Annotated in this window: 31 protein-coding genes; 20 read left to right on the top strand and 11 right to left on the bottom strand. The window is 64.8% G+C overall.

What is annotated here, in order from left to right; genetic code table 11:
- Window positions 1-13 precede the first annotated feature (13 nt).
- Window positions 14-271 (top strand): type II toxin-antitoxin system ParD family antitoxin, encoded by a 258-nt coding sequence (locus IH615_RS08040; RefSeq protein ID WP_291361229.1) that lies wholly within the window; start codon window positions 14-16, stop codon window positions 269-271.
- On the top strand, window positions 268-552 hold the full coding sequence (locus IH615_RS08035; protein WP_291361228.1) for a type II toxin-antitoxin system RelE/ParE family toxin: 285 nt from the start codon (window positions 268-270) through the stop codon (window positions 550-552). The genes IH615_RS08040 and IH615_RS08035 overlap by 4 nt, the downstream gene beginning before the upstream one ends.
- Here the strand turns inward: IH615_RS08035 and IH615_RS08030 are convergent.
- The 4 genes from IH615_RS08030 to IH615_RS08015 form a co-directional block, all read right to left on the bottom strand.
- Window positions 549-1,058 (bottom strand): disulfide bond formation protein B, encoded by a 510-nt coding sequence (locus tag IH615_RS08030; RefSeq protein WP_291361227.1) that lies wholly within the window; start codon window positions 1,056-1,058, stop codon window positions 549-551. The genes IH615_RS08035 and IH615_RS08030 overlap by 4 nt on opposite strands.
- Window positions 1,059-1,194: 136 nt before the next feature.
- Window positions 1,195-2,049 carry a PAS domain-containing protein gene (locus IH615_RS08025; protein WP_291361226.1) on the bottom strand — a complete coding sequence of 285 codons (855 nt, stop codon included), beginning with the start codon at window positions 2,047-2,049 and terminating at the stop codon, window positions 1,195-1,197.
- 120 nt (window positions 2,050-2,169) lie between these two features.
- Window positions 2,170-2,994, bottom strand: a complete 825-nt coding sequence (locus IH615_RS08020; RefSeq protein WP_291361225.1) for a DUF72 domain-containing protein — start codon at window positions 2,992-2,994, stop codon at window positions 2,170-2,172.
- 58 nt (window positions 2,995-3,052) lie between these two features.
- Complete coding sequence (locus IH615_RS08015; RefSeq protein WP_291361224.1) at window positions 3,053-3,703, bottom strand: TetR/AcrR family transcriptional regulator; 651 nt, start codon at window positions 3,701-3,703, stop codon at window positions 3,053-3,055.
- 102 nt (window positions 3,704-3,805) lie between these two features.
- Between IH615_RS08015 and IH615_RS08010 the strand changes: the two genes are divergently transcribed.
- The 3 genes from IH615_RS08010 to IH615_RS08000 are packed head-to-tail and all read left to right on the top strand — an operon-like array spanning window position 3,806 to window position 6,341.
- The gene (locus tag IH615_RS08010; protein ID WP_291361223.1) at window positions 3,806-4,183 is read left to right on the top strand and encodes a VOC family protein; all 378 of its coding nucleotides are present in this window, start codon (window positions 3,806-3,808) and stop codon (window positions 4,181-4,183) included.
- Window positions 4,180-5,124, top strand: coding sequence for an alpha/beta hydrolase (locus tag IH615_RS08005; RefSeq protein WP_291361222.1), 945 nt, complete (start codon window positions 4,180-4,182; stop codon window positions 5,122-5,124). The genes IH615_RS08010 and IH615_RS08005 overlap by 4 nt, the downstream gene beginning before the upstream one ends.
- Window positions 5,121-6,341 (top strand): MFS transporter, encoded by a 1,221-nt coding sequence (locus IH615_RS08000; RefSeq protein WP_291361221.1) that lies wholly within the window; start codon window positions 5,121-5,123, stop codon window positions 6,339-6,341. The genes IH615_RS08005 and IH615_RS08000 overlap by 4 nt, the downstream gene beginning before the upstream one ends.
- Window positions 6,342-6,362: 21 nt before the next feature.
- On the opposite strand, the gene IH615_RS07995 is transcribed toward IH615_RS08000, so the two are convergent.
- Complete coding sequence (locus IH615_RS07995; protein WP_291361220.1) at window positions 6,363-7,043, bottom strand: outer membrane protein; 681 nt, start codon at window positions 7,041-7,043, stop codon at window positions 6,363-6,365.
- 152 nt (window positions 7,044-7,195) lie between these two features.
- Complete coding sequence (locus IH615_RS07990) at window positions 7,196-8,347, bottom strand: D-alanyl-D-alanine carboxypeptidase family protein (protein ID WP_291361219.1); 1,152 nt, start codon at window positions 8,345-8,347, stop codon at window positions 7,196-7,198.
- A 160-nt stretch (window positions 8,348-8,507) separates the two neighbouring features.
- Here IH615_RS07990 and IH615_RS07985 point away from each other — a divergent pair, with 160 nt between their 5' ends.
- Window positions 8,508-9,077 carry a DJ-1/PfpI family protein gene (locus IH615_RS07985; protein WP_291361218.1) on the top strand — a complete coding sequence of 190 codons (570 nt, stop codon included), beginning with the start codon at window positions 8,508-8,510 and terminating at the stop codon, window positions 9,075-9,077.
- A gap of 33 nt (window positions 9,078-9,110) precedes the next feature.
- On the opposite strand, the gene IH615_RS07980 is transcribed toward IH615_RS07985, so the two are convergent.
- Window positions 9,111-9,773 carry a redoxin domain-containing protein gene (locus IH615_RS07980; protein ID WP_291361217.1) on the bottom strand — a complete coding sequence of 221 codons (663 nt, stop codon included), beginning with the start codon at window positions 9,771-9,773 and terminating at the stop codon, window positions 9,111-9,113.
- A gap of 14 nt (window positions 9,774-9,787) precedes the next feature.
- Here IH615_RS07980 and argH point away from each other — a divergent pair, with 14 nt between their 5' ends.
- The 4 genes from argH to IH615_RS07960 all read left to right on the top strand — a co-directional run bounded on the left by argH (window position 9,788) and on the right by IH615_RS07960 (window position 14,743).
- Window positions 9,788-11,236, top strand: coding sequence for an argininosuccinate lyase (gene argH, locus IH615_RS07975; RefSeq protein ID WP_291361216.1), 1,449 nt, complete (start codon window positions 9,788-9,790; stop codon window positions 11,234-11,236).
- 140 nt (window positions 11,237-11,376) lie between these two features.
- Complete coding sequence (locus IH615_RS07970; protein ID WP_291361215.1) at window positions 11,377-12,093, top strand: gamma-glutamylcyclotransferase; 717 nt, start codon at window positions 11,377-11,379, stop codon at window positions 12,091-12,093.
- 189 nt (window positions 12,094-12,282) lie between these two features.
- On the top strand, window positions 12,283-13,542 hold the full coding sequence (lysA, locus tag IH615_RS07965) for a diaminopimelate decarboxylase (protein ID WP_291361214.1): 1,260 nt from the start codon (window positions 12,283-12,285) through the stop codon (window positions 13,540-13,542).
- A gap of 94 nt (window positions 13,543-13,636) precedes the next feature.
- Window positions 13,637-14,743: a winged helix DNA-binding domain-containing protein gene (locus IH615_RS07960; RefSeq protein WP_291361213.1), complete on the top strand. Its 1,107-nt coding sequence runs from the start codon at window positions 13,637-13,639 to the stop codon at window positions 14,741-14,743.
- Between the two features lie 3 nt (window positions 14,744-14,746).
- Here the strand turns inward: IH615_RS07960 and IH615_RS07955 are convergent, their stop codons facing one another.
- Both IH615_RS07955 and IH615_RS07950 read right to left on the bottom strand, forming a co-directional pair.
- On the bottom strand, window positions 14,747-15,157 hold the full coding sequence (locus tag IH615_RS07955; protein WP_291361212.1) for a response regulator: 411 nt from the start codon (window positions 15,155-15,157) through the stop codon (window positions 14,747-14,749).
- The gene (locus IH615_RS07950) at window positions 15,157-16,110 is read right to left on the bottom strand and encodes a DUF3426 domain-containing protein (RefSeq protein WP_291361211.1); all 954 of its coding nucleotides are present in this window, start codon (window positions 16,108-16,110) and stop codon (window positions 15,157-15,159) included. Before IH615_RS07950 ends, IH615_RS07955 begins: the two co-directional genes overlap by 1 nt.
- Before the next feature lie 217 nt (window positions 16,111-16,327).
- Here IH615_RS07950 and ftsE point away from each other — a divergent pair, with 217 nt between their 5' ends.
- The 7 genes from ftsE (at window position 16,328) to IH615_RS07915 (ending at window position 22,075) form a co-directional block, all read left to right on the top strand.
- Entirely contained in the window at window positions 16,328-16,990 is a 663-nt protein-coding gene (gene ftsE / locus IH615_RS07945) for a cell division ATP-binding protein FtsE (RefSeq protein ID WP_291361210.1), read from the top strand.
- Window positions 16,983-17,912: an ABC transporter permease gene (locus IH615_RS07940; protein ID WP_291361209.1), complete on the top strand. Its 930-nt coding sequence runs from the start codon at window positions 16,983-16,985 to the stop codon at window positions 17,910-17,912. Before ftsE ends, IH615_RS07940 begins: the two co-directional genes overlap by 8 nt.
- Before the next feature lie 215 nt (window positions 17,913-18,127).
- A complete protein-coding gene (locus IH615_RS07935) occupies window positions 18,128-18,937 on the top strand; it encodes a lysophospholipid acyltransferase family protein (RefSeq protein ID WP_291361208.1) in 810 nt (269 codons plus the stop codon).
- A gap of 127 nt (window positions 18,938-19,064) precedes the next feature.
- Window positions 19,065-19,409 (top strand): hypothetical protein, encoded by a 345-nt coding sequence (locus IH615_RS07930; RefSeq protein WP_291361207.1) that lies wholly within the window; start codon window positions 19,065-19,067, stop codon window positions 19,407-19,409.
- A gap of 238 nt (window positions 19,410-19,647) precedes the next feature.
- Window positions 19,648-19,827 (top strand): 50S ribosomal protein L32, encoded by a 180-nt coding sequence (rpmF, locus tag IH615_RS07925; RefSeq protein WP_056233007.1) that lies wholly within the window; start codon window positions 19,648-19,650, stop codon window positions 19,825-19,827.
- Window positions 19,828-19,949: 122 nt separating this feature from the next.
- A complete protein-coding gene (fumC, locus tag IH615_RS07920; protein WP_291361206.1) occupies window positions 19,950-21,350 on the top strand; it encodes a class II fumarate hydratase in 1,401 nt (466 codons plus the stop codon).
- Window positions 21,351-21,616: 266 nt separating this feature from the next.
- On the top strand, window positions 21,617-22,075 hold the full coding sequence (locus IH615_RS07915) for a hypothetical protein (RefSeq protein WP_291361205.1): 459 nt from the start codon (window positions 21,617-21,619) through the stop codon (window positions 22,073-22,075).
- Window positions 22,076-22,121: 46 nt separating this feature from the next.
- On the opposite strand, the gene IH615_RS07910 is transcribed toward IH615_RS07915, so the two are convergent.
- A complete protein-coding gene (locus IH615_RS07910) occupies window positions 22,122-22,373 on the bottom strand; it encodes a hypothetical protein (protein WP_291361204.1) in 252 nt (83 codons plus the stop codon).
- A 171-nt stretch (window positions 22,374-22,544) separates the two neighbouring features.
- Window positions 22,545-23,312, bottom strand: coding sequence for a hydroxyacylglutathione hydrolase (gene gloB, locus IH615_RS07905; RefSeq protein ID WP_291361203.1), 768 nt, complete (start codon window positions 23,310-23,312; stop codon window positions 22,545-22,547).
- A gap of 106 nt (window positions 23,313-23,418) precedes the next feature.
- On the opposite strand from gloB, the gene IH615_RS07900 reads away from it, so the two are divergent.
- The 3 genes from IH615_RS07900 to IH615_RS07890 all read left to right on the top strand — a co-directional run.
- Window positions 23,419-24,150 carry a class I SAM-dependent methyltransferase gene (locus IH615_RS07900; RefSeq protein ID WP_291361202.1) on the top strand — a complete coding sequence of 244 codons (732 nt, stop codon included), beginning with the start codon at window positions 23,419-23,421 and terminating at the stop codon, window positions 24,148-24,150.
- A gap of 72 nt (window positions 24,151-24,222) precedes the next feature.
- The gene (hisC, locus tag IH615_RS07895) at window positions 24,223-25,320 is read left to right on the top strand and encodes a histidinol-phosphate transaminase (protein ID WP_291361201.1); all 1,098 of its coding nucleotides are present in this window, start codon (window positions 24,223-24,225) and stop codon (window positions 25,318-25,320) included.
- Window positions 25,317-26,227: prephenate/arogenate dehydrogenase family protein (locus tag IH615_RS07890; RefSeq protein WP_291361200.1), on the top strand; the 911-nt coding region annotated here is incomplete at its 3' end. The genes hisC and IH615_RS07890, both read left to right, overlap by 4 nt.

Genomic DNA, 26,227 nt, shown 5'->3' with positions numbered 1-26,227 from the left:
GGAGACAGGCGCCATGGCCATCAGTGCAGAACTGGGTGAAACCCTCGAAAAGGTCGTCACGGACCTCGTGGAAAACGGCCGCTACAATTCCAAGAGCGAAGTCCTGCGCGAAGGCGTCCGCCTGGTGCAGGAGCGCGAGGCGCGGCTTCGTGAGCTTGAGGCAAGTCTGGAAGCTGCCGTTGTGGAGGCAGATCGAAACGGATGGCTCTCCCCAGACGAGGTCTTCGGCGATCTCGAGGCGCGCTATGCCGACAAGCGCCAAACGGGATGAGCGTTCAGTTCACGCCACAGTCCTTGCGGGATATGCGCGCCATCGGCGATTACATCGCCGCCGACAATCCAAGAAGAGCACAGACCTTCGTTGCCGACCTACGCGTGGCCTACGAGTCGCTGGCCATGACCAGCGACCGCTACCCGCTGTTTGGATCTGGGGGCTACCGTCGAATGCCCTTTGGCAACTACCTGATATTCTACCAAAGAGTGCAGGCGACCATAAGGGTCGTTCGCGTTATTCATAGCGCCAGGGACATGCGCGATTCGGACTTCGACTAGCCCCGCTTGCCGCGCTGTGCCTGGGCCCACATTGACAGCCCCAGCAGCGCCACGATGGCCAGCGAGATCAGCGCATTGTATCCCGCCAGCGAAATGCCCAGGAAGCGGAACTGCACCACATCGCAGCCGATGACCGGGGTCAGGTTGCTGAGGGCATCGAAATCCATGCTTTCGCCGACGCCGGTGCAGGCGGTCGGACCGGGCCAGAAGCCCCATTCGACGCCAGCATGATAGGCCCCCATATAGGCGCCCCACACGAAAATGGCAGTGACCACGGCCATGGCGATATACCACACCGCCAGCGGCAGGCGGTTCCAGGTGATCAGCACCGCCAGCAGGATCGGCAACCCATAATAATAGGCCATGCGCTGCTCGAGGCAGAGCTCGCACGGATAGAGGCCGCCGAAAATCTGCGAAGCCCAGGCCGCCAGGATGGTCACCAGGCCCAGGACGAAGGCGAGGCCCGCAGATTTCTTGTCGAGCGGGTGGAGGATCGATGCGGCCATGCTGGGATGAACTTTCGGCTGACGCTATGGACCAGCTGGATAGCCCGCGATTGCGGCGATTTCCAGCGGGAAACGGGCTTGTGAAGGGAATTGGCGACGGGACTTCATGCGCCGGCCGCCAGGACACACCAGCCGCCTAGAGATCCTGCAGGATCTCCAGCAGTTCGTGCCGGGTCGGGCGCGATGTCGGTCCGGCCGGCGTCAGGGGCACCGGCCCGTCGACCGCACCCAGCATCAGCATCATGCCGCCAATGGTGCCGTCAACCTTGTGCCAGGGACACATCACGCACATCTGCGGCACGATCTTGCCTGTCCTGTCCTTCATATAGGCGCGCGGGCTGTGGATGGTTTCCCCGGCCAGGACCCGCCTGTGCTCTACCCGATGCTCCTGGCTGATATCGGGGCGAACGACATAGTGATTCTTGCCCACAAGGTTGCCGCCCTCGGCGGTCTTGTGCCCGGCAATCCAGTAGTCGCTGACCGCCAGGTAGTTCATCTGCCGGTCCAGCACGGCGATCGCCGCCGGCACATTCTTCATCAGGGTGCGCACCAGGAGGCTCCTGCCGACAGCATTGGCATCCTTCATGGTGTGGCCGGTAATATCCTGCATCGTGCCGAACACTTCCGAGACGTCGCCGCCCGGGCCAATCCGCACATCGGCGGTATACTCCACCACCTTGATGCCAGCACCTGTTTCGATGCGGAATTTGGCCTTGTGGCCGCGCCTTTCAGCAACGGCGCGCTTGAGCAGGGCCACGGCCGACGGCCGATCATAGTCGACGATATGGCTCATCGCCTCTTCGGTCGTCAGCGGCTCGAGCTGGGGCGGCAGCCCGTAGATTTCGAAGGCATGCTCGGACCAGTAGGTAGCGCCATTGGCCACCAGCATGCGCCAGAATCCCATGCCAAGCTGCGAAGCAAGCAGGTCCAGCATGGCGTCGGCGTGGACGACTGCGGGAGATTCATGATCGTGTTGCACAGCGTCCGGCATCAGCAATAGCCCATCGAGGCACGCGCCGCGTGCCGGGCCGCCACTAAATCACCATTGCATTACCGAAATCTGTCGCCGCTGGCAGAAATTGCCCGCTGCCGAACCTTATGCTCCGTGCCCTTAGTCGCCTGTCAGGCTGATCCCAGCGGCCTGGCGCAGGGCGATCGCATTGGCGGGCGCATGCAGCTTGTCCTCGTGCACGAAGTAGGCGAACACGTCCTTGCCTTCAGCCGCCCAGGCCTTGGCCGTTGTCGCCCAGTCCGCGATATCGGCATCCTTGTAGCCGTACCCCCGGGGCGGCCCCTGCAGCCGGCAATAGGCGAAATCGGCGGTCAGTGCGCGTGACGGGTTTTCCGCCGTATCGGCAATGACCCGGGCCACGTTGTATTCGCCCAGCAGCGCATTGACCTCCGGCACATCGAAACTGGCATTGCGCATCTCGATGGCGTGGCGGATGGCGCCGACACCGTCCGTGGCGAGGAATGGCGTGGACTTGAGCCGCTCGTCGGCCTTGCCGGCGAGAGCGACATAATCCGCCGTGCTGCGCGGCAGCAGCTTGAGAAAGGTGCTCAGCACCTCAGCGTTGTAGCCGACATTGGGCGGCAACTGCCAGATGAAGGGTCCGAGCTTGCTCCCCAGCGCCAGCGGCCCCGAGGCAAAGAAATTGGCCAGCTCCTGCTCGCAATTCTTGAGCCGCTTGATGTGGGTGACCAGTTGCGGCCCCTTGATGGAGAAGACGAAACCGTCGCGCGCCTCGCCGGCCCATTTGGCAAAGTTCTCGGGCTTCTGGTTGGCGCGGAACGTTGCGTTGATCTCGATGGTGCCAAGTCTGGAGCTGGCATAGGCGAGCTCCTTCTTCTGCACCAGGCCATCGGGAAAGAACGTGCCGCGCCAGGGTTCGAACACCCAGCCGGCCGTCCCGGTCCGTATCGCACCATCAGTCATGCCAATTGTCCTCGTTGCCTGATCAGGCTAGCGCAAAAAAAGCGCGCCCAAAATATGCTCATCGCTGATCGGGATGCAGGAAGGCGGCAAGGAAGGTCGCGACGGCCGCCCCGGTATGCCGCTTGATTTCGGCGGGCGTCGGAATCGCCTCATTGCCCAGCATCATGACGCGATTGATCGGCTCCCCCATCAGCAGCCAGTTGAGCTGCGAGGCGGTTTCCGCGACATCCTCGAAGGCCAGCAGCCCGTCGTCCCGCAGCGTTTCGAACAGCGCCCCCATGGCGCCGATGGCCCGGCCGGCACCGCGTGCATAGAGTTCCCGCGCCAGCTCGGGAAAGCGCTGCACCTCCGATATCACCAGCCGCCGCAGCTGCATCAGTCCCGGGGTCAGCGCCACGGTCTGGATGCGCACCCCATAGTCGAGCAGGAACGCCTCGAGTTCCGCCCGGTCGCGCAACTGGGGCGGCGCCTGATGCACCGCTGCGCCCGCCTGGTCCATCATTTCGGTGACGACAGCCACAAACAGCAGATCCTTGCTGCTGAAGTGCTTGTAGACGGTCTGCTTGGAGACGCCGGACCGCGCTGCAATCTCGTCCATGCTGGCCCGGTCATAGCCCGTTTCGAGAAACACTGCGGCCGCCGCCGCGACGATGGCGGCATGCTTGCGCTCCGAACGCGTTGCGGTGGCGGGTGGGGCGCTGTCGGCCATTGTCGACTCCATTTGCTGAACCCTGCTTGACACAATCAGACTGTACAGTCTAGTTCTAAGAACGGAACTGAACGGTCTAGTTCAGTTTGGAAGGAGAAGAACATGCATATCCAGTTCGCCGAATTGCCCGTCTTCGATCAGGACCGGGCCAGGCACTTCTACTGTGACACACTTGGCTGCAGCACCGTCGCCGACAGCCCCATGGGCGATGATGGCTGGCGCTGGATCGAGTTGGGCCTGCCTGGCGCCCGGACGAACCTCCATTTCATCCGCCGGGGCGACGACCGGCCTGGCGACGAACCCGTGCTCGTGCTGGTGGTGGACAACGTTGCCGACACCGTCGGCGATCTCAGGCGCCGCGGCGTCTCCATCGTCACCGAGCCGCACGAGCCCGCCTGGGAACCTGGCCGGACCGTCGCCGAATTCCGCGATAGCGAGGGCAACCGCATGATCCTCTCGAGCGCCAGGCCACAGCCATGACCACCCGTCTCATTGCCGCGGCGGCCCTGCTGTCGCTGCTGAACCCGACACCCTCCATTGCCCAGAACGGCATCCCGAAAGCAGGAGTCTCCCAGATGACCAATGCCACCCAGTCCGCCACCCTCAAGGTGCCCGGCGCCACCCTCTATTATGAAACCACCGGTTCCGGCCCCACGCTGCTCATCATCCCGGGCGGCCCGCAGGATGCCGGCGTCTTTACGCCGCTGGCTGCCGAACTGGCGGGCCGGTTCAGGGTCGTTTCCTATGATCCGCGCGGCAATTCGCGCAGCAGCTTCGATGGCGAGGCGACCCCGCTCGATGTCGACCAGCAGGCTGACGACGCAGCCGCCCTCATCGGCCATGTCGGCGGCCCGGCCCATGTGTTCGGCACCAGCGGCGGCGCGCAGATCGGCCTCAACCTGGCCGCCCGCCATCCGCACCTGGTGACGACCCTGGTGGCGCATGAGCCGCCCTCGATGATGCTCATGGACGATCCCGAGCCCATGTTGGCGGCCGACCGCGCCCTCCATGAGACCTACAGGACCCAGGGTGTCGATGCCGCCATGGCGCAGTTCTTCGCGGAGCACGGGCTCGATGGCGGCGAGGCGCCAGAGGGCGACATGCCCGATTTCGATCCGGCCGGCATGCCGCCCGAAGCAGCCGAAACCTTCATGCGGGTCAGCGGCAATTTCGAATACTGGCTGGCCCATGGCATGCTGCCACTCTCCACCTACAAGCCGGACGTGACCGCGCTCAAGGTCGGTGCGCCCCGGGTCGTCGTCGCCATCGGCGAGCAATCGACAGGGCACCCCATCCATGCGATGAGCATGGCGCTCGCCAATGCGCTCGGCGTGGAACCGGTCAGCGTGCCCGGGGACCACATGGGCTTTGAAGCCCAGCCCGCCGAGTTCGCTCAACGACTGGAAGCCGCTTTCAAATGAGCCAGTCCGCCCGCCTGCCCATGGGGCCATCGCAAAGGACAGCCCTGCTGCTTGCCGCGAGCAGTGCCATTGCCGGCTCGGTGGGTCCGATCGCCATCGGCTCGGGCGGGCTGGCGGGTGCCTCTGTCCTGCCGGCGGATGCCCTGAGTCTGTCGACCATGCCGGTCACCACCTTTGTGATCGGCTCCGCCGTCGCCGCCATTCCTGCGGCGCTGCTGATGCGCCGCGTCGGCCGGCGCGCAGGCTTCATCACCGGCGCCTTGGTGGGCGCCACCGGGGCGGGCCTGGCAAGCCTGGCGCTCGGCCTCGGCTCGTTCTGGTTCTTCGCCATCGGCATGATGGTGCTGGGCGGCGCCGCCGCGTTCCTGCAGCAATACCGCTTTGCCGCCGCCGACGCGTCCGAGCCGGCCTTCAAGGATCAGGCGATCGCCTGGGTCATGGCGGGAGGCATCGTGTCGGGCGTGGCCGGTCCGCAGTTGGCCATCCATGGCCGGAGCATCTGGCCCGACACGCCCTATGCCGGAACGTTTTTCCTCCTGGCCCTGCTGTTCCTCTGCGCCATCCCGCTGTTGGCAAGGCTCCGCGTGCCCAAGCCCAGGGCGCTGCCCGGGGCGCTGAAAAATGGCAGGCCGCTCCGCGTGATCGTCAGCCAGCCGCGCTTCCTGCTCGCCATGCTGATCACGATATCAGCCTATGCGATGATGAGCCTGGTGATGACGGCCGCGCCACTGGCCATGGTGCAGCTCTGCGGTCACTCGGTCGCCGATGCCCAGATCGGTATCATCTTCCATGTGCTGGCCATGTTCGGACCCAGCTTCTTCACCGGGCGGCTCATTACCCGCTTTGGTCGCTCGACCATCGCCGCTGCCGGCTTCGTGCTGATTGCCGCCGCTGCCGGCGTCTCGCTGACCGGTATCACCGTCGGGCACTTCTGGCTGCTGCTGACGCTGCTTGGCATCGGCTGGAATTTCGGCTTCATCTCCGGCACCGCGATGATCACCGATCTCTATCGCCCCGAGGAAGCCGCCAAGACCCAGGCCTTCAGCGAATTCACCCTGTTCACCATCGTTGCCATGGTGACCTTTGCCTCGGGCGGCCTTATTGCGGCCGTCGGCTGGTGGGCGCTCAACCTGATGGTCCTGCCGCTGGTCGCGCTCGGCATTGCACTGATCGTGGTGGAGGAACTGGTCGAACGGCGCAGCGCCAGGGCCACATGACCCCGGCGCCCGCTCCGGTTTCTAGAACTTGTAGTTGAGGCCGGCGCGGACGACGCTGAAGCGCTGCGTCGCGTCGATATTGCCGATACCGGCCGGCAGGCCGTTATAGGTCTGCGTGCCCAGGTCGACATAAAGGTATTCGGCCTTGATCGAGATATTCGACGTCGCCTGTGCCTCAAGGCCGATGCCGGCGGTCCAGCCCATATGGGTAGCCGACTGCGAGGTGGTAACCCCACCCGGATTGGTGAGGCTCGCCGAGCCACGGCCCGCCGCGATACCACCCGTCACATAGGGCATCACCTGGCCGAAGGCCATGCCGGCGCGGCCGCGCAGCGTGCCGTAGAAGTCGATGCCAGCCTTGAACGAGCCGACCCCCGGAATGTCCTCGGTATAGCCCACATTGGACCATTGCAGGTCGGCTTCGCCACCCAGGATAAAGCCGCCCATATCCATATTGTAGCCAGCCTGGCCACCCAGGTTCCAGCCACCGGTGGCATTGGACGCCTGGGCCCCCGGGGCGGGCGTCACGGTCGCGGTACCAAAACCATAGCCGCCGCTGACGCCGGCATAAAAACCCGACCAGCCCGTGGCCGGGGTGGGCGAATAGATGGGGCTGGCGCCGCTGTTCCAGCCCAGGTCGGCGGCCTGGCTGGCGCTGGTGAGCAGCAGGATCGCGGAAAGCATGATGCCAAGGCGCTTCATGGATGTCCTCGTTCTCGAAAGGGAAATGGCTTTCCGCAAAATGCGACGGAAAAAATTAACACCCCGGTAAGGAACAAGGTTAACGCCATGCACAGGCGCCATGGCTCGACCAGACGCCTGCGTCTGGCGCATGGAACCGGCTCGCGAAGGCTCTAGAAGCTGGGGCGCGGCCGCGGAAAGGGGATGTCGCCGGGAACGCCAGCCGCAAGTCCCGGGCGCAGGTCGACAGCCAGCGCGGCCTCGGTGGTGGGCGCAGTGAAAACCGGCAGATGCGCCGGCCGCGGCCGCGGCAGGTTGATGCCGACGGCAATGCGGCCAAGATCGGTCGCCACATAGGAGGCGGGCTGCACGCTGTCGGTCAGCAGACTCGGCTGGCCTTCAAGGCCCATCGGGAAGGCCGCTTCCTGCGTCGCCACATAGGCCTTGGCATCCTTGCCGCAGATCAGCGGGCGCATATCGACCGCCGCAGCGCCCGGACTGTTGCTCAGCGTCAGCAGCGTCTGCCCGCTGGGCAGGGCGGCACCCGAAAGCCCGCGCAGGATCAGGTCGGCGGCGCGCTCATTGCGGTCGCGCGCCGATGAGCCGCCCAGCACCACCGCAAGCAGCCGGCGGCCACCGCGATCCACCGTCGCCACCATGTTGAGCCCCGAGGCACACACGAACCCGGTCTTCATGCCGGTGGTACCGGCAAAGCTCTCCAGCAGCTTGTTTTCCGATTCCAGCGCCTTGCCGTTGAGCATGACCGTGCCGGTGCCGAAGATGGGCATATATTGCGGGAAGCTCTGGCGTATATAGAGCGAGAGCACGGCCAGATCCCGGGCCGAGGTCACCTGTGCCGGATCGTGCAGCCCATTGGGATTGGTGTAGCGCGTCGCCGTCAGCCCCATCCGCTGCGCCGCATCGTTCATCAGCGCCACATAGCTCGCCTCATCGCCGGCAAGCGTTTCGGCAATGGCCATGGCCACGTCATTGGCCGATTTAACGAGCATGATGTAGAGCGCGTCCTGCAGCGTGATGGCGCTGCCGACCGCCAGGCCCGACTTGGACGGCGCCTCGTTGAACGCCTTCTTGGAAATGACCACGGGCATGTCGAGCGTCGCCTTGCCCTGCGCGATCTGCTCGAAGGCGACATAGGCGGTCATCAGCTTGGTGAGCGAGGCCGGATGCCAGGGCTGGCCGGCCTCCTGAGCATAGAGCACGTCGAATGTGTCCATATCCACCAGCAGCATCGGATTGGCGCGGGCCGGCATCAGGCTCAGCAGCGCCAGCATGGCGACAAGGACGAAACGGCGGGCGAACAGCACGGGCAAACGGCTCCACAATGGCGGCAAAATCGGCATCCTCATAGCAGCGGCGACGGTTCACCTCAATGCGGCGGCGGCCACGCTGACGGGCTTTTGAACCTGCTGACACGATCTGTCGCATGCGGGCACCATCCTGCGGCCAACAACAAGGAGAAGCCAGATGACATCCATCGTCACCATCCTGACCGAGGGCTATGCCGATTGGGAAACCGCCCTGCTCAACGCGGCGGCACGGACCTATTTCCACATCGACACGCGCTTTGCGACCCCCGGCGGCAAGCCGGTGACCTCGTCGGGTGGCCTCAAGGTCACGCCGGACCTGGCGGTGGAAGACATCGACGTCGGCGCCATCGATGCCCTCGTGGTCAATGGCGGCACGGCATGGAGCCAACCCGACGCGCCCGATATCGGCAAGGTGCTGCTGGCGGCCCGCGACGCAGGCAAGACCGTGGCCGCAATCTGCGATGGTACCCTGGCGCTGGCCCGGACCGGATTGCTCGACAATGTCGACCACACGTCCAATTCGACTGAAAATCTGACGCCCACCGGCTACAAGGGCGCCGTGCACTACAAGGACCAGCCCGATGCGGTCGTCGCCGGCAAGATCGTCACGGCACCCGGCACGGCGCCGGTCAGCTTCATGGGCGGGGTGCTCGAAACGCTGGGCCTGCGCGACGACAACCTCGAGTACTATCTCGGCATGTACGCCGCCGAGCACAAGGCGGCGTAGCCGAAGGCTCGCCTTGGGCGCCTGCCGACCGCCTCAGGTGCCCAATGCGATCAGCTTTTCGACCACCGCCTCGCCATCGGGCGTGTCCCAATGCGCCGGCCCCTGCAGCACGGCCAGCTCACACCCGTTCTCGTCCAGCACCAGCGTCGCCGGCAGGCCGACGGCCACTGCCTCCTGCTTGAGCCGCTCGAAGGCGGCGAAGGTGTTGTCGGCATAGAGCGGCAGGTTGGCGAAGCTGTTCTCGTCGAGAAAAGCCTGCGCCTTTTCGAGCCCGCCTTCCCCGATATCGAGATTGATCGGCAGCACCATGAAGGCGTCCGAATTGTACTTGGTCGCCAGGGCATCCAGCGCCGGCATTTCCTCGCGGCAGGGCACGCACCAGCTGGCCCAGAAATTGACCAGCAGCGCCTTGCCCTTGAAATCGGCAATGGTCATTGCCGTGCCACCGGCATCCTTGAACGCCATGGTCGCATAGCCCCGGCCCTCGCCGGTGCCGTTGAGCGCCGCCAGTTCCCCCACCGCTGCCTCGCCGATCGCCGCCGCTTCCTCGGCCTGGACAGGGCATTCCTTTGCCTGGCCGGCATTGCCGAGCCACACCCACGCCGCTATAGCTACCGCTAATCCCGCCAAGCCCAGGATGACCCACAGCCGGACCCGGCTCGTCGCTCCCGGGTTTGGCGCTTGCATATCGGTCATAGGGGTCTCCGGAAATGAGCAACAAGATGTGGGGCGGACGGTTTGCCACCGGCCCCGACGCCATCATGGAGGAAATCAACGCCTCGATCGGTTTTGATCAGCGCCTGTTCCGCCAGGATATTGCCGGATCGATCGCCCATGCCACAATGCTCGCTGAGACGGGCATTCTGACGCAGGAGGATCGTGACAGCATCATAGCCGGTCTAAACGAGGTGCTGGCCGAAATCGAGGGCGGCACTTTCACCTTCTCGCGCGCGCTGGAAGACATTCACATGAATGTCGAAAGCAAGCTGCGGGAAAAGATCGGGGATGCTGCCGGCAGGCTGCACACCGCCCGCTCGCGCAATGACCAGGTCGCGACCGACTTCAAGCTCTATGTCCGCGACACCATCGATACGCTGGTGACCCAGGTGCAGACGCTGCAACTGGCTTTGGTGACCCGGGCCGAGGACGAGGCCGAAACCATCATGCCCGGCTTCACCCACCTGCAGAGCGCCCAGCCCGTCACCTTCGGCCACCACCTGCTCGCCTATGTCGAAATGCTCGGCCGCGACGCCGGCCGCCTGCTCGACGCGCGCAGGCGCCTCAACGAATCGCCCCTGGGCTCGGCCGCACTGGCGGGCACGCCCTATCCGATCGACCGGTATATGACGGCCGAAAAGCTCGGCTTCGACCGGCCCACCGCCAATAGCCTCGACGCCGTCTCCGACCGCGATTTCATCCTCGAAACCCTGGCCGCGGCCAGCATCTGCGCCATGCACCTTTCCCGCTTCGCCGAGGAAATGGTGATCTGGAGCAGCGCCCAATTCGGCTTCGTGCGCCTCTCCGACAAGTTCACCACCGGCTCCTCCATCATGCCGCAGAAGCGCAATCCGGACGCCGCCGAACTGGTGCGCGCCAAGATCGGCCGCATCCTGGGCGCCCTCACCAGCCTCATGGTGGTGATGAAGGGCCTGCCGCTCGCCTATTCCAAGGATATGCAGGAAGACAAGGAAGTCGCCTTCGACGCGCTCGACGCGCTCAGCCTGTCCCTCGCCGCCATGACCGGCATGGTCAGCGATCTCACCCCCAATCGCGAGCGCATGCGCGCCTCGGCCTCGGCGGGATTCTCTACGGCCACCGACATTGCCGACTGGCTGGTGCGCGAGATCAACATCCCCTTCCGCGACGCCCACCACATTACCGGCCAGATCGTGGCCCTGGCCGAACAGAAGGGCTGCGGGCTCGAAGGCCTCACCATCGAGGACTTCAAGTTCATCGATTCTCGCATCGACAGCCGCATCCACAAGGTGCTGACCGTCGAAGCCTCGGTCGCCGCCCGGCAGAGCTATGGCGGCACGGCCCCAGCCAATGTGCTCATCCAGGCCGCCCGCTGGAAGACCGAGCTGACCGGCCAACCGCACGAACCGCGGCCCCTGGGCAAGAAGAAGCATGGCGGCCATGGCGATGGCGGGGTTGAATAGACAAGCCAACTCACGCCATCCTGCCAACAACCACAGTGTCATTCCCGCATAGGCGGGAATCCATTCTTTGCCGATTTCTCGGTTGGTAAGAGTGGTCCCGCCTGCGCGGGAATGACACTGTGAAAGGAACGGAGAACCCTTTGCCCAAACCTCCCCGGCAGATGCGTCTCACCGAGCGCCATGTCGGCTATGTCCAGCCCGAGGCGCCATCCGAAGACATGCCGCCGCCTCCACCCGGCATGCGCGCGGCCATGCCCGACGATCACCAGCGCACCATCACCGACCTGCTGGGCCCCGACCGCGGCGACGAAGTCTGGATCTTCGCCTATGGCTCACTGATCTGGAAACCGGCCTGCGACTTCGTCGAAATGCGGACCGGCCTGGTCCGCGGCTGGCATCGCGCCTTTTGCCTGGGCTGGAACAACCGCTTCCGCGGCTCCGACGCCAATCCAGGCCTGATGCTGGCGCTGGACCGGGGCGGCGCCTGCAAGGGCGTGCTCTATCGGCTGCCGCCAGGGCAGATCGAGCAGAGCATGACCAGCCTGCTGGAGCGCGAAATGGGCTGGCTGCCCTCGCCCTTCCCGCCGCGCTGGGTCAATGTCAACTCCGGCGAGCGGACCATCCGCGCCATCACCTTCTGCATCGATCGCAATTCGGGCCGCTATGTCTCGGGGCTTCCCATCGAAGCCATAGCCGACGTGCTGGCCACGGCCGTGGGCACGCGCGGCTCGATGGCCGAATACCTCTTCGCTACCGTGCGGCACCTCGAGGATATCGGCATTCACGACCCCCATCTCTGGCAGTTGCAGGCCCTCGTCGCCGAGCGCATCGAAACCGCTTATGAGCCGGATCGCTAAGTCTTGCTTTCGTTTTCAGTGGCACTGAACTAGGGATTGCCGCGAGACATCAACACCCACGATGTCATTCCGGCGCAGGCCAGAATCCATGCTCGATACATCCCACGCGCCAGCGCATGCGGGTGACCCCGGACATGGACCCCGGCCTTCGCCGGGGTGACATCGCGTGGTGAAACCACCGGGGCAAACATGGTCCACCACTTCGAACATCGCGGCGACACCCTCTATGCCGAGGACGTCAATCTCAACGACCTCGCCGCCAAGGTCGGAACGCCCTTCTATGTCTATTCCAGCGCCACCCTGCGCCGGCATGTGCGGGTGGTGAAGGCCGCCTTCGAGGGCATTCCGACGCTCCTGGCCTATGCCATGAAGGCCAATTCCAACCAGGCCGTGCTCAAGCTGATGGCCTCCGAGGGCGCCGGCGCCGACGTGGTGTCGATGGGCGAACTTGAGCGGGCTTTGGCCGCCGGCATCAGGCCAGACATGATCGTGTTCTCTGGCGTCGCCAAGACCGTCGCCGAGATGCGCCGCGGCCTCGAAGTCAGCATCAAGTGCTTCAATGTCGAGAGCGAACCCGAGCTGGAACGGCTCTCCATGGTCGCATCGGACATGGGCCGCACGGCTCGCGTCTCGGTTCGCATCAATCCTGATGTCGATGCCCGCACCCATGCCAAGATTTCCACCGGCAAGGCCGAGAACAAGTTCGGCATCCCCTATGCCCGCGCCCGCGACGTCTATCGCCGCATTGCCGAGCTGCCCAATGTCGAGGCTGTCGGCGTCGACATGCATATCGGCAGCCAGCTGACCGATCTCGAACCTTTCGGCACCGCCTTTGGCCTGATGGCCGAACTGGTGACGGCCCTCAAGGCCGACGGCCACGACATCCGCCATGTCGATGTCGGCGGCGGCCTGGGCATCCCCTATCACCACGACCAGGAAGCGCCACCGCATCCGGAAGCCTATGCCGCGGTGATCCGCGACAAGGTCGGCCAGCTCGGCTGCTCGCTCGTCATCGAACCCGGCCGCCTTCTGGTGGGCAATGCCGGCATCCTTGTGACCAAGGTTGAATATGTGAAGGAAGGCGGCACCAATTTCGTCATCGTCGACGCGGCGATGAACGACCTGATCCGCCCCACGCTCTACGAGGCCCATCACGACGTGGTGCCGGTCAACCATTCCAACCTCGCACCCATCACCGCCGATATCGTCGGCCCGGTCTGCGAAACCGGCGACTACCTCGCCAAGGCCCGCACCATGCCCGGCGTCAAGGAAGGCGATCTGCTCGCCATCATGAGCGCCGGCGCCTATGGCGCCGTCATGGCCTCGACCTATAATTCCCGCGCCCTGATCCCCGAAGTGCTGGTCGATGGCGACCGCTTCCACGTCATCCGCCCGCGCAAGTCGCTCGACGAACTGATCGCCCTCGACAGCGTGCCGGACTGGGTTTGAGCGCTTTACTTCTCCCTTTGGGGGAGAGGTGTCCATCCTGCCACCCCTTGTCAGCGCCCCTGCCCCATAGTCTCCTGACCCAAGGGAGACCGCCATGCCTGAGACGCTGACCGACCGCCAGCTCAACCGCGCCACGCTGGCCCGGCAATGGATGCTCGAGCGGGCAGACGTCGCAATATCCGATGCGGTAGCCTTCCTGCTCGGCCTCCAGGCCCAGACCAGCAACGGCCCTTATCAGGGCTTGTGGAACCGCCTCGCCGGCTTCCGGCACCAGAACCTGACGGCACTGATCGAGGACAAGACCCTGCTCCGTGCCACCACGATGCGCACGACCTTGCACCTGCATACCGCCGCCGATATGCGGAGCATCCGCCCCGTCATGCAGTCCGTGCTCGATCGCAGCTGGACCGCGACCTTCCGCAAGCGCTTTGCCGATGCCGACCACGACGCCGTGCATCGCCGCGGCGTCGAACTGCTCGATGAGGCGCCGATGACCAGCGGCGCGCTGGGCAAGCGCCTGGCCGAGACCTGGCCCAATTCCGAGCCGCTGGCGCTGGCGCAATTGCTGCATTGCCGCGAGACGCTGATCCAGACCCCGCCCACCCGCATCTGGGGTCACGGCGGCGCGCCGCTGCTGAGCCGCATCGAGAACTGGACCGGCAGGGGCCTCGACAATCCGCCTGCTTTGCCCGACCTCGTGCGGCGCTACCTTGCCGCCTATGGCCCCGCCAGCGTCATGGACATGCAGAGCTGGTCCGGCCTGACCCGACTGGCCCCGGCCTTCGAGGCGCTCAAGGGCGAACTGGTCGAATTCACCGGCGCCGATGGCCGCACACTCTACGACCTTCCCGATGGCCCCCGTCCCGATCCCGACACCCCCGCCCCGGTGCGCTTCATGCCCGAATATGACAATGTCTGGCTGGGCTTTGCCGACCGCTTTCGCATCCAGCCCGAGCTGGCGCGCAGCCGCATGGTGCTGGTCAACGGCTATGTCGCGACTTACACCGTGGATGGATTCATATCAGGCAACTGGACGCTCAAGCGCAACAAGACCGACATCGCGATCACCATCCTGCCCTTCCGCAAGCTCACTCCAGCCGAAACCGCCGATGTCGAGGCGGAGGCCCATGCCCACGGCGCCTTCCTGGCCGACGGCAAGGGCATGGTCACTGTTGCCTGGGACGCTGTGGTCGACGCGTAACGACTATTCCTGCTGCGCCCGCCGCCCGAGCGACAGCACTTCCACGGGCTTGCCCGCCAGCGCGTCATCCACCTTCTGCAGCAGGTCCACCAGCGTGAACGGCTTGGTGATGACGTCGTAGATCAGCGCTTCCAGCCCATGCGCGCGCTCACGCTGGTCGGCAAAGCCGGTCATCAGCACGATGATCACATCGGGATATTTCGCCGCCACGTGCAGCGCCAGCCCGATCCCGTCCATGATGGGCATCTTGATATCCGAGAGCAGCAGGTCGAAGCGGCCGTTCTCGGCATCGGCGGTCTCGGCGGCGAGACCCCCATCCTCCTCGGCGACAACCTCGTGCCCCTTCATGGTGAGGGCGCTGACCACGAAGGCGCGCACCGATGGATCGTCTTCGGCAACCAGGATACGGGCCATCAGTGCTGCTCCGGAGTGGAATGGTCGGATGCGGCCGGCGCCGCGTTTTCGGTTGCCGATCCGTGTTCGGGCGCGGCGGCATCGTGTCCGGCAGGTTCGTGCGTTTCCGCAGCAGCGCCGGCAGGCGCTTCGCTCAGACCGAGGGCGGCATGGGCCTCGGCGGAGATGATGGGCATGCCCTGCCCGCCAGCAAAGGTCAGGCGGACGCGCTCTGCGGCGCCGGGCGGCAAGGTCAGCTGCGTGTCGAAGCTCGAGCGCTCCCCGGCCATCAGGTCGCGCACCGCCGGGGTGACGCTCCACTCGTAGATGCCATGGCCATGCACGTCGATCAGCGTCACCACCACCGCCGGCACCTGCACCGGCTCTGGCTCGAGGCCTACGATCTGGGCGGAGACGACCAGTACTTCCTTGCCATCGCGCAGGGTGCGCATGCTGGACGCATTGGAGAACTCGAGGCCCACCACATTGACGCCGAGCCCGACCGCCTCATAGATGCCGGCCATGGCTGGAAACCGCTCCACCACCATCACGCGGCCGAAATAGGCCGTGGCCACAACGGCAGCCAGCAGCACAAGGCCGACCACGCGCAGCGTACGGCGCAGGCGAGCCAGCGGCAGGTCCGCCGCCATCGCCGTCTGCCGTCGCGTAAAGGCCTTCTGCCGCTTGCGGACCAGGGCCGGATCGACCCGGCCCGCGGCAGCCTGCTTCTCGAGCTCCAGCCGCTGCGCCACCTCAGCAGCAACCGCGCTTTCCTCGGCCTGCATGGCCTCGTCCAGCCCATCCTCGGCGATCGCCTCAAATGCCTGCTTCTGCTCGGGCGTGTCCGGCTTGCTCAGCGGGCGCTGTTGCCAGGCCTGCTGGCAATGGGCGCACTGCACCTTGCGGCCGGCCGATCCGATGGCCTCATAGGTCACCTGATACTTGGTCTGGCAATGTGGACAGGTGATGATCATCGGGCCAGACGGAACGGAGGACGGAATATGTCACTCCCGACCCTAGAGCGCGGGAGTTAAAACTCCCCAAACCATTCGCTCCACGGCAGCAATCCACCACATTCGTGCCGCTTTCATGCCGCCAAGGAGGCGACCATGCGCATGCTGGGCCCTGGGCTGTTATGATGCGCCCAACACCTGATTCGCCTTGCGCGGACCAATTGGGGAGCCGCTGTTCTTGATCGAGTTTTCCAATGTCGGGCTGCGTTACGGCAACGGTCCCGAAATCCTGCGAGACCTGACCTTTTCGGTTGAGCCCGGCTCGTTCCACTTCCTCACCGGCCCCTCCGGCGCCGGCAAGACCAGCCTCCTCCGCCTGCTGTTGCTGTCGCTCAAGCCCTCGCGCGGTCGCGTCACCATGTTCGGCGAGGATGTGAACAATCTCAGCCATGACCGCCTGCTGCAGATGCGCCGCCATATCGGCATCGTCTTCCAGGAATTCCGCCTGCTCGACCACCTGACCACCTTCGAGAATGTCGCTTTGCCCCTGCGCGTGCTGGGGCAGCCGGAAAGCGAATACCGCCCCAACGTCACAGAGCTGCTCGAATGGGTGGGCCTGGGCGAGCGCATGAATGCCCTGCCCTCGCTGCTATCAGGGGGCGAAAAGCAGCGCGCGGCCATTGCCCGCGCCGTCATCGCCCGGCCCAAGATCCTGCTGGCGGACGAGCCGACCGGCAATGTCGATCCTGATCTCTCGAGCCGACTGGTCCATCTCTTTGCCGAACTCAATCGCACATTGGGCATGACCATAATCCTGGCCACCCACGAACTGCCGCTGCTCGACAAGTTCAACTATCCGCGCATGCTGCTCTCCAAGGGCGAGTTGGTGATCCATGATTGAGCGCATCCTCGGTCTCTTGCCGGCCCGCAAGGGTGCCGCCCCCATCGTTCCCGAACGCAGCGTCGCCGGCCGCACCCTGCTTCTGCTCATCACCATCATGAGCTTCCTGTCCGCCGTGACGCTGGGCGGCGTGGTGCTGGTGCAGAAGTCGGCCATTGCCTGGTCGGCCGATGTCGGCCGCGAGGTCACGATCCAGATCCGCCCCGTCGAGGGCGAGGTGATGGACAGCAATCTGCGCACTGCTGTGTCGCTGGCCCAGTCCACCGCCGGTGTCGCCTCCGCCCGCGCCCTCACCATCGAGGAAAGCCAGCAGCTGCTCGAGCCCTGGCTCGGAGCCGGTCTCGACCTCACCGCCATCGAAATTCCGCGCCTAGTCGTGGTGCAGCTCGCCGACCCGGCCGAGGCCGATATCGACGGCCTCGAGCGCAACCTCGCCGCCGTCAAGGGCGCGAGCCTCGACACCCATGCCGCCTGGCGGCAGCAGCTCAACACCATGGCCGGAACCATCGTGGTCTCGGGCCTGCTGGTGCTGATCCTGATCGGCGCCGCCACCGTGCTCGCCATCGTCTTTGCCACGCGCGGCGCCATGGCGACCAACCGCGAGATTGTCGATGTCCTCCACTATATCGGGGCATCCAACCGCTTCATTGCCGGCGAATTCCAGGGGCGGTTCCTGTCCATCGGCCTGCAGGGGGGCCTGCTCGGCACCATAGCCGCCATGCTGTTTTTCACCCTCATCGGCACCGCCGCCGGCAATATGCTGTCGAGCGAGGCAGGGGCGCAGGTCGGCATCCTTTTCGGCCGCTTCGCCCTGGGCGTCGATGGCATTGTGGGCATCCTGGCCGTCGTGCCGGTCATTGCCGCCCTCACCGCCATTACCTCGCGGGTGACCGTCCGGCGCTTCCTCAACGAAACCTCCTGACCGGTGTGTTGCGGTTCACGTCAAGGTGAGCCGAAAATGGTGGCATTCGAGAACCGGAGCGGAGCGTACATCAGTACGTGAGCACCGGAAGCGCAGAAGGCCGCCGTTTGCAGGCCACCTTCACGTGAACCCCGGCACACTGGGAACGCCCCTCGCCAAGCCGGCGTTAGCTCGCTATGACGCTTCACATCGGCCAGATGCCGTGGGAGAGGTTCATGGCTATCGTGCAGGCAGTGCGCACCGCGCTGTTCTATTTCATCTTCATCGGCCAGACGGCGCTCGTGGCGATCACCATCGGCATCATCGCCATGGTCCGTGGGCGCACGCCCATGAGCTGGGCCCTGGCAAAATTCTGGTGCCGGTCCAACCTGGTCTATCTGCGCTACATAGCCGGCGTCAAAACCCGTGTCAGCGGGGAAGAGAACATCCCAGAGGGCGGCTGCATCATCGCCGCCAAGCACCAGAGCGACTGGGATGTCTTTGCCATTTTCCCCTATACCGGCCGCCCCGCCTATATCGTCAAGAAGGAACTGATGGACATCCCCTTCTTCGGTCCGGCGGCGCGCTCGCTCGATTGCATCGAGGTCGACCGCAAGCGGGGCGCGGAGGCTATTCCTTTGATGATGGCGCAGGCCCATGCCGCCATCGAGCGCGGCTGCCGCATCGTCATCTTCCCCGAAGGCACCCGCAAGGCGCCGCTGGCGCCCGCTGATTACCGCCAGGGCATCGTACGGCTCTACCTCGAGCTCAATGTGCCCGTCGTCCCGGTGGCGCTGAATTCAGGCCTGTTCTGGGGCCGCAACAGCCTGGTCATCTGGCCGGGCACCGCCGAAGCCCGCTTCCTGCCCGCCATCGAGTCCGGCCTTTCCGCCGACGTTTTCCAGGAGCGACTCAAAAAAGCCATCGAATCTGAGTCCGATGCACTGATTCTCAAGGCGGAAGACGAAGGCCTCTCCCGCCCTGTCGGACCCGAACTGCGCAGCCGTCTCGATGCCCTCCGCCGAAGCCACGCCGCTACCTCGTGAACACTACATATTGACGAAGTCAGCGAACAACCACATACATATAGTCGTCAATCAAGTCGGCTCTTGACATACGTCGCATTTCGTTCTATTTTTGTTCTTGTTTGACGATCGCTGTGGGGATGGCGTGATGGCTGGCAATACCGAGAACAGGGTCTTGATTCACGGCTTCGGCCGGCTCAGCAAGTGGCTGGGCCGTTCTGGTCAGGCCTATGGCCTGGTCAGCGAAAATCTCGAGCGCTTCGCCATGGCCGATGCCGATCTCTATCTCATCGCCAAGGGAAACCACGTCCTCTGGGTCGGCTCTACCGGCGAGCTGGTGGGCGACCCCATGAGCCGCAGCCGCTTCCGCCTGGCACTCGATTGCGCCGACCGGGTATTCCGCCTGCTCACCCCCGGCACCGCCGCCGAACGCCTCAGCACCATCTGGGACCTCGAAGGCGCCGAGCCCATGCAGGGCATGCAGGCGGCCTAATTACCATTCTGGGCATCGGTACCCCACCACTGGGCGTCGCCCTCGGGTCAAGCCCGAGGGTGACGATCGAGTGTGTAGGGACCGATTATGGACGAGGCGCAATTTGCGGTTGTCGACTCTTCCACAACCCCCTAGCCAAGCCCCGATACTTGCTCTATAGAGCCGACCAATCCCTTTCAGAGATGAACTCTCTGGGCCGCTTTGGCGGCGCAACGATATTGAATTCGGAGTACCGACCATGGCAGTGCCAAAACGAAAGACCTCGCCGATGAAGCGCGGCTTCCGCCGCTCGGCCGACGCTCTTGCCACCGCATCCTACGTCGAAGACAAGGATTCGGGCGAGCTGCGCCGCCCGCATCACGTCGACCTCAAGACCGGCATGTATCGCGGTCGCCAGATCCTCGACGTCAAGAAGTAAACGAAAGACGAGGCGCGCCTTGCGCTCGTTTCTGATATTGCAGCGGCCGATCCCTTCAGGGGTCGGCCGTTTTGCTTTGCCCGCCGCCGGAAAGAGCGGCGCCATCTAGCTGGAGTTAAGCCATGAGCACGCGCGTTGAATCGGACACCATGGGCACCATCGAGGTTCCTGCCGACAAGTATTACGGCGCGCAGACGGCCCGTAGCCTCATGAATTTCGACATTGGCGGCGAGAAGATGCCGACCGAAATCGTCACCGCCTTCGGCGTGCTCAAGAAAGCCGCGGCCCTGGCCAATCACAAGCTGGGCCTGCTTGACGAAAAGACCCGCGACCTGATCGTCGCTGCGGCCGACGAAGTGATCTCGGGCAAGCTGGCCGACCATTTTCCGCTGGTGGTCTGGCAGACCGGCTCGGGCACCCAGTCCAACATGAATGTCAACGAGGTCATCTCCAACCGCGCCATCGAGATGGCGGGCGGCACCATGGGCTCCAAGAAGCCCGTGCACCCCAATGACCATGTCAACATGAGCCAGTCGTCCAACGACACCTACCCCACGGCCATGCACATCGCCGCCGTCGAGGCGCTGGAGAATTACCTCTTCCCCCGCGTCGCCCTGCTGCGCAACACGCTCGCCGCCAAGGCCGAAGAGTTCATGGACGTGGTCAAGATCGGCCGCACCCACCTGCAGGATGCGACGCCCCTGACCCTGGGCCAGGAAATCTCCGGCTGGGTCGCCCAGATCGACTATGCCATCGCGGCCATCAAGGCCACCCTGCCCCAGCTCAGGGAACTGGCTCTGGGCGGCACCGCCGTCGGCACGGGCCTCAATGCCCATCCCGACTATGCCGTCGCCGTGGCCAAGGAGATCGCTGCCCTCACCGGGCATGATTTCGTCACCGGCCCCAACAAGTTCGCCCTCCTGGCCGGCCACGACGCCTTTGTCGGCACGTCCGGCGCCCTCAAGCAGCTCGCCGTCGCCTTCATGAAGATCGCCAATGACGTGCGCTGGCTGGCCTCGGGCCCCCGTTCGGGCCTGGGCGAGATCACCATCCCGGAAAACGAACCCGGCAGCTCCATCATGCCGGGCAAGGTCAACCCCACCCAGTCCGAAGCCATGACCATGGTCGTCGCCCATGTCATGGGAAATGACGCCGCCATCGGCTTTGCCGCCAGCCAGGGCAATTTCGAGCTCAACGTCTTCAAGCCCGTCATCGCCTACAATTTCCTGCAGGCGGTGCGGCTTCTCGCCGACAGTGCAAAATCGTTCAACGACAACTGCGCCATCGGCATCGAACCCGACCGCAAGCGCATCAAGCAGTTGGTCGACCAGTCGCTGATGCTGGTCACCGCGCTCAACCGCAAGATCGGCTACGACAACGCCGCCAAGATCGCCAAGACCGCCCACAAGAACGGCGGCACCCTGCGGGAGACGGCGATCGAACTGGGCCTGCTGACCGGCGAGGAATTCGACGCGGAAGTGAAGCCCGAACAGATGGTCGGCCCGCTCAAGCTGAAGAAGTAGGCGCTCTCCCGGCCTAACACCACGTCATTCCCGCGAAAGCGGGAATCCACCCTTTCGGCGGCAGTGTGCGCGACTAGGCGTCATTGCCGGGCTTGTCCCGGCAATCCATGCACCAGGCCAGGGATGGATCACCCGGACAAGCCGGGTGATGACGGTGGTGCAAGGCACCCCACTCAGCTCCCATTCATCTCCGCCCCGCTACGCAGCCTTTGCGGCGGTCCCGCAATCTGGCATGGTCCGCGCACGAGGGAATAAGGAGAGCCACCTTGGTCGAACATGTCTATGTGCCACCCACCGGCGCCGCACCACGCCGCACCGGACCGTTCATTCCGCCGCTGCTGATCATCCCCTTCCTGATCTACAACATCGTGGTCTTCCTGTTCCTGGGCGGCAACCCGGCCGGCTGGAGCAACACGGTGCTCAACATCGCCATGGTTTCGGGCGTGCCGTGGGCGGTCTCGGTGGGCGACCTGCTGATCGTCGGCTCGCTCATCCTGCTGTTCTTCGAGCTGCTCAAATCGACCCGCATCGGCGCAGTCTCGATCCTTGAGCACATGCTCTCGATGATCGTCTTCGTGGTGATTCTGGTGGAATTCCTGCTGCTCGGCGCCGCTTCGAGCACGGTGTTCTTCATCCTGCTGGTCATGGCGCTGATCGACGTCGTCGCCGGCTTCACCATGTCCATTACGTCAGCCACGCGCGACATGAGCATGGCCGGCCATTAGTCGTTCTTCTCTCCCCTCGAGGGGAGAGAAGGCTGTCGTCTGAAGATTACGCGACGATACTGGTCCTATACCCCGCCGGCATGCGTTTCACGGCAACCTTCGCGCCGTCGGCATAAGCCCCGATGGCACCTTCCGACGTGCCCCGGCGGCGCGCGCGTTGCGGAGCCAGGTTGGCGCGTTCGGCCAGCAATTGGCTGACAAAGGCAGCCGTGGTTTGGTTGCGCCATAGCGAGGGACGGGGTTGCGGCGTCCCGATCAGGACCGGCAAACCCGCGGGCTTTGTTTCAGAATCCGACATTTCTGCCTCGCTTGTCTCAAAGCGGGCCAGCCTGTCTCAAAATGAAACAACGCATCTGGCCCTGTACCCCATTAGGGGCAATCGGCGTGCCAGATGCTAACGTTTTGTTAACGATTTCCGCTCCCAAAACGTGAAATGGTTAAATCGGGACCGCGCTGTCGCGTCCCGGAATCAGAAATTGTCCTTGCCCTTGCGGATGGCGGCGAACACCTCCGCCGGGTCGGCACCTTCCAGGCCATAGTGCCGCGCCAGAACAGGATCATCCGCCCGCAGGAACGGATTGGCCGCCTTGTCCTCGCCCAGCACGAACGGAATGGTCGGCCGCCCGGCCTTCCGCAACGCCTCGACCTCGGCGGCGCGTTTCTGCAGTGCCGCATTGTCGGCGTCGATCGACAGCGCGAATTTCGCATTGCTCTGGGTATATTCGTGCCCGCAATAGACCAGCGTATCGTCAGGCAGCTCGCGCAGCGCCTTGATGCCGGCCCACATCGGCCCCGGCGTCCCCTCGAACATGCGCCCGACGCCCAGCGAAAACAGCGCATCGGCGGAAAACAGATGCTTGCCCTCCCGGTCGTGGAACACGATGTGCCCCAGCGTATGCCCGGGCGTGTCATAGACGTGGAACACCGTTTCCCCGAGGCTCACCGTATCGCCGCCCGCCACCAGTGCGTCGAGGCCGGCAATCTTGTCCGCCTCGGCGCGCGGCCCCACCACCCTTGCGCCAAACTCCGCCTTCAGTTCGGGAATGGCCTCGACATGGTCGATATGGTGGTGGGTGATAAAGATATCGGTCAGCGTCCAGCCCCGATGCAGCAGCGCAGTCCTGATCGCCGCAGCCTCGGGCGCATCGATGGCGGCCGTGCGCCCGCTGGCGGTGTCATGCACCAGGTAGCCGAAATTGTCGCTCCGGGCGGGAAACACATCGACGATCAGACTCATGGGGGTAGCACTCCTTGAACGGGCAAACTTGAAAGCTAGGGATGCCGGTTCCACATGACAACCGCCCCGTTGGACAAGTCCTTGAGAAAGCGGCAGAGTTGCGCGCATGACTGCCGATGTCACCCGCCTCATCGCCTATTACAAGTCCCCCCTAGGGCGCATTTCGCGCGCGCTGGTCCGCGAGCAGGTCATCGGACTGGCCGACGATGTCGCGGGCAAGCGCGTCCTGGGCCTGGGCTTTGCCACCCCCTATCTGCGCTTCGCCCTCGAACGGGCCGAGCGGGTACTGGCCTTCATGCCGGCGCGGCAGGGGGCCTCGGCCTGGCCGCGCGAGGGCCCCTCGCATACCGTGCTGTGCGACCCGCTCGAAATGCCGCTCACCGATGCCGCCATCGATCTGACCATCGCCATCCATGCCATCGAGCATGTCGCCGATGCAGAGGAACTGATGCGTGAGCTGTGGCGCGTCACCGCGCCCAATGGTCACCTGATCCTGGTCGTGCCGCGCCGACGCGGCATCTGGGCCCAGCGCGACAATACGCCCTTTGGTTCAGGCAATCCCTATTCCGGCGGCCAGCTCGACAAGCTGCTGCGCGACCACAGTTTCGTACCCGAGGCCTGGCGCGACGGCCTCTTCCTGCCCCCGTTCCAGAGCTCGCTCGTACTGAAGTCCACCCGCCTGTTCGAGCAGGTCGGGCGGCTGTTCGGCCCGGCCATGAGCGGCGTCATCTGCGTCCGCGCCCGCAAGGAAGCCTTCCCCGCCGTCCCCCGCCGCAAGCGCGAGGAACGCTTCGTCCGCGTACCGGGCCTGAGCACCGCCACGGCGCGGCAGGGCTAGCGCAACCACCCTTTGCCTTCCGCCCCCGCTTTGACTATGGTCCGCGCGGTTTTCCCGCCCTGGCGTCCCCTCATGTCCGACGACCCTATCCGCCCTATTCCGCAGCCTGGCATTCTCGACATTGCCCCCTACCTGCCCGGCAAGTCCGGCGCACCGGGCAGTAATGCTGTCAAGCTCTCGGCCAATGAAAGCCCGCTCGGCGCCAGCCCCAAGGCGATGGAGGCCTTCCGCGCTGCCGCCGAACACCTCGAAATCTATCCCGAGGGATCATCGAAGATTCTGCGCACCGCCCTGGCCGAAGTCCACGGCATCGATCCCGACCGCATCGTCTGCGGCAATGGTTCGGATGACCTGCTGCACCTGCTGGCCCAGACCTATCTGGGCGAAGGCGACGAGGCGGTGATGAACCGCTATGGCTTCTCGGTCTATCCGATCATCACCAAGGCCACCGGCGCATCCATCGTCATGGTCGAGGAGACCGACTACACCGCCGATGTCGACCTGCTGCTGGCCGCAGTGACTGATCGAACCAAGGTCATCTGGCTCGCCAATCCCAACAACCCCACCGGCACCTATCTCAGCGATGCCGAAGTGCGGCGGCTGCATGCCGGCCTCCGCCCCGATATCCTGCTCGTCATCGACAGCGCCTATGCCGAATATGTCACTGCCGCCGACTATTCGGTCGGGCTCGACCTGGTCGGCGAAGCGAGCAATGTCGTCATGGTCCGCACCTTCTCCAAGATGGGCCTCGCCGCCGCCCGCATCGGCTGGATGGTGGGCCCGGCCCATGTGGTCGACGCCATCAACCGCATTCGCGGCCCCTTCAATGTCAACCTGCCGGCGCAGCTGGCCGGCGCCGCAGCCACGCGCGATGTCGAATTCACCGCCCGGCTCCGCGAACACAATGCCAGGTGGCGCGACTGGCTGACATCAGAACTCCAGTCCAACTACATGCGCGTCATTCCCAGCCAGGCCAATTTCATCATGGTGCTGTTTGCCGATGCCGCCTCCGCCGCCATGGCCTTCGAGACCCTGCGCGAGCGCGGCCTGATCGTGCGCGAAATCGGCCCCTCCTACGGCATTGCCAACGGCCTGCGCATCTCCATCGGTTCCGAAGCGGCCATGATCGGCGTGGCCGGCATTCTCAAAGCACTGAGCAAGGTTTCATGAGCGTCCACTTCCGCAAGCTCGCCCTCATCGGCATCGGCCTTATCGGCTCGTCCATCGCCCTGGCCGCGCGGCGGCAGGGGCTGGTGGAGGTCATCTCCATCGCCACCCGCAAGCAGGAAACGCTCGATCAGGCCCGCGATCTCGAGCTGGGCGACCTCTATACGCTCGACCCCGCCGAGGCCGTGCGTGGCGCCGATCTCGTTATCCTCTGCGCCCCCGTCGGCGCCTATGAGGACATTGCCAGAGCCATCGGCCCGGCCCTGGCACCGGGCGCCATCGTCTCCGATGTCGGCTCGGTCAAGGCGCATGTGGTCAAGGTCGTGGCGCCGCATCTGCCGCCAACAGTCAGCTTCATTCCCGGCCACCCCATTGCCGGCACCGAGCATTCCGGTCCCGCCGCCGGCTTTGCCGAGCTCTTCGCCGGCCGCTGGTGCATCCTGACCCCGCAGCCCGATGCCAGCCCGGCCCATACCGACAAGCTCGCCGCCTTCTGGGAAGCCATGGGCAGCAATGTCGAAATCATGGAAGCGGGCCACCACGACATGGTGCTGGCCATCACCAGCCACATCCCGCACCTGATCGCCTACAATATCGTCGGCACCGCCGATGATCTGGAATCGGTCACGAAGTCGGAAGTGATCAAGTTCTCCGCCGGCGGCTTCCGCGACTTTACCCGCATCGCCGCCTCCGACCCGGTCATGTGGCGCGACGTGTTCCTCACCAATCGCGACGCCGTGCTGGAAATGCTCGGCCGCTTCCTGGGCGATCTCAGCGTGCTGCAGAAGGCCGTCGAAACCGGCGATGGCGCCGCCCTCGAATCGATCTTCACCCGCACCCGCGCCATCCGCCGCTCGATCATCTCGGCCGGCCAGGAAACCGCCGCCCCCGATTTCGGCCGCCCCCACGA

It is taken from the genome of Devosia sp. (genome assembly GCF_014860165.1).
GTDB lineage: Bacteria > Pseudomonadota > Alphaproteobacteria > Rhizobiales > Devosiaceae > Devosia.
The sequence above is the reverse complement of the archived record's forward strand: the minus strand, read 5'-3'. Positions and strand labels throughout refer to the sequence as shown.

Bases quoted from the DNA above. Each gene is read 5' to 3' on its own strand.
- IH615_RS07940 (WP_291361209.1), top strand. From the start codon at position 16,983: ATGATTGAGCGCATCCTCGGTCTCTTGCCGGCCCGCAAGGGTGCCGCC.
- IH615_RS08040 (WP_291361229.1), top strand. From the start codon at position 14: ATGGCCATCAGTGCAGAACTGGGTGAAACCCTCGAAAAGGTCGTCACG.
- IH615_RS07950 (WP_291361211.1), bottom strand. From the start codon at position 16,110: ATGATCATCACCTGTCCACATTGCCAGACCAAGTATCAGGTGACCTAT.
- IH615_RS07980 (WP_291361217.1), bottom strand. From the start codon at position 9,773: ATGACCGATATGCAAGCGCCAAACCCGGGAGCGACGAGCCGGGTCCGG.
- IH615_RS08035 (WP_291361228.1), top strand. From the start codon at position 268: ATGAGCGTTCAGTTCACGCCACAGTCCTTGCGGGATATGCGCGCCATC.
- IH615_RS08020 (WP_291361225.1), bottom strand. From the start codon at position 2,994: ATGACTGATGGTGCGATACGGACCGGGACGGCCGGCTGGGTGTTCGAA.
- IH615_RS07960 (WP_291361213.1), top strand. From the start codon at position 13,637: ATGCCTGAGACGCTGACCGACCGCCAGCTCAACCGCGCCACGCTGGCC.
- fumC (WP_291361206.1), top strand. From the start codon at position 19,950: ATGAGCACGCGCGTTGAATCGGACACCATGGGCACCATCGAGGTTCCT.
- IH615_RS07900 (WP_291361202.1), top strand. From the start codon at position 23,419: ATGACTGCCGATGTCACCCGCCTCATCGCCTATTACAAGTCCCCCCTA.
- IH615_RS07910 (WP_291361204.1), bottom strand. From the start codon at position 22,373: ATGTCGGATTCTGAAACAAAGCCCGCGGGTTTGCCGGTCCTGATCGGG.
- IH615_RS08000 (WP_291361221.1), top strand. From the start codon at position 5,121: ATGAGCCAGTCCGCCCGCCTGCCCATGGGGCCATCGCAAAGGACAGCC.
- argH (WP_291361216.1), top strand. From the start codon at position 9,788: ATGAGCAACAAGATGTGGGGCGGACGGTTTGCCACCGGCCCCGACGCC.
- IH615_RS07935 (WP_291361208.1), top strand. From the start codon at position 18,128: ATGGCTATCGTGCAGGCAGTGCGCACCGCGCTGTTCTATTTCATCTTC.
- IH615_RS07985 (WP_291361218.1), top strand. From the start codon at position 8,508: ATGACATCCATCGTCACCATCCTGACCGAGGGCTATGCCGATTGGGAA.
- IH615_RS07995 (WP_291361220.1), bottom strand. From the start codon at position 7,043: ATGAAGCGCCTTGGCATCATGCTTTCCGCGATCCTGCTGCTCACCAGC.
- gloB (WP_291361203.1), bottom strand. From the start codon at position 23,312: ATGAGTCTGATCGTCGATGTGTTTCCCGCCCGGAGCGACAATTTCGGC.
- IH615_RS08005 (WP_291361222.1), top strand. From the start codon at position 4,180: ATGACCACCCGTCTCATTGCCGCGGCGGCCCTGCTGTCGCTGCTGAAC.
- lysA (WP_291361214.1), top strand. From the start codon at position 12,283: ATGGTCCACCACTTCGAACATCGCGGCGACACCCTCTATGCCGAGGAC.
- IH615_RS08025 (WP_291361226.1), bottom strand. From the start codon at position 2,049: ATGCCGGACGCTGTGCAACACGATCATGAATCTCCCGCAGTCGTCCAC.
- hisC (WP_291361201.1), top strand. From the start codon at position 24,223: ATGTCCGACGACCCTATCCGCCCTATTCCGCAGCCTGGCATTCTCGAC.
- IH615_RS07955 (WP_291361212.1), bottom strand. From the start codon at position 15,157: ATGGCCCGTATCCTGGTTGCCGAAGACGATCCATCGGTGCGCGCCTTC.
- IH615_RS08010 (WP_291361223.1), top strand. From the start codon at position 3,806: ATGCATATCCAGTTCGCCGAATTGCCCGTCTTCGATCAGGACCGGGCC.
- rpmF (WP_056233007.1), top strand. From the start codon at position 19,648: ATGGCAGTGCCAAAACGAAAGACCTCGCCGATGAAGCGCGGCTTCCGC.
- IH615_RS08030 (WP_291361227.1), bottom strand. From the start codon at position 1,058: ATGGCCGCATCGATCCTCCACCCGCTCGACAAGAAATCTGCGGGCCTC.
- IH615_RS07930 (WP_291361207.1), top strand. From the start codon at position 19,065: ATGGCTGGCAATACCGAGAACAGGGTCTTGATTCACGGCTTCGGCCGG.
- IH615_RS08015 (WP_291361224.1), bottom strand. From the start codon at position 3,703: ATGGCCGACAGCGCCCCACCCGCCACCGCAACGCGTTCGGAGCGCAAG.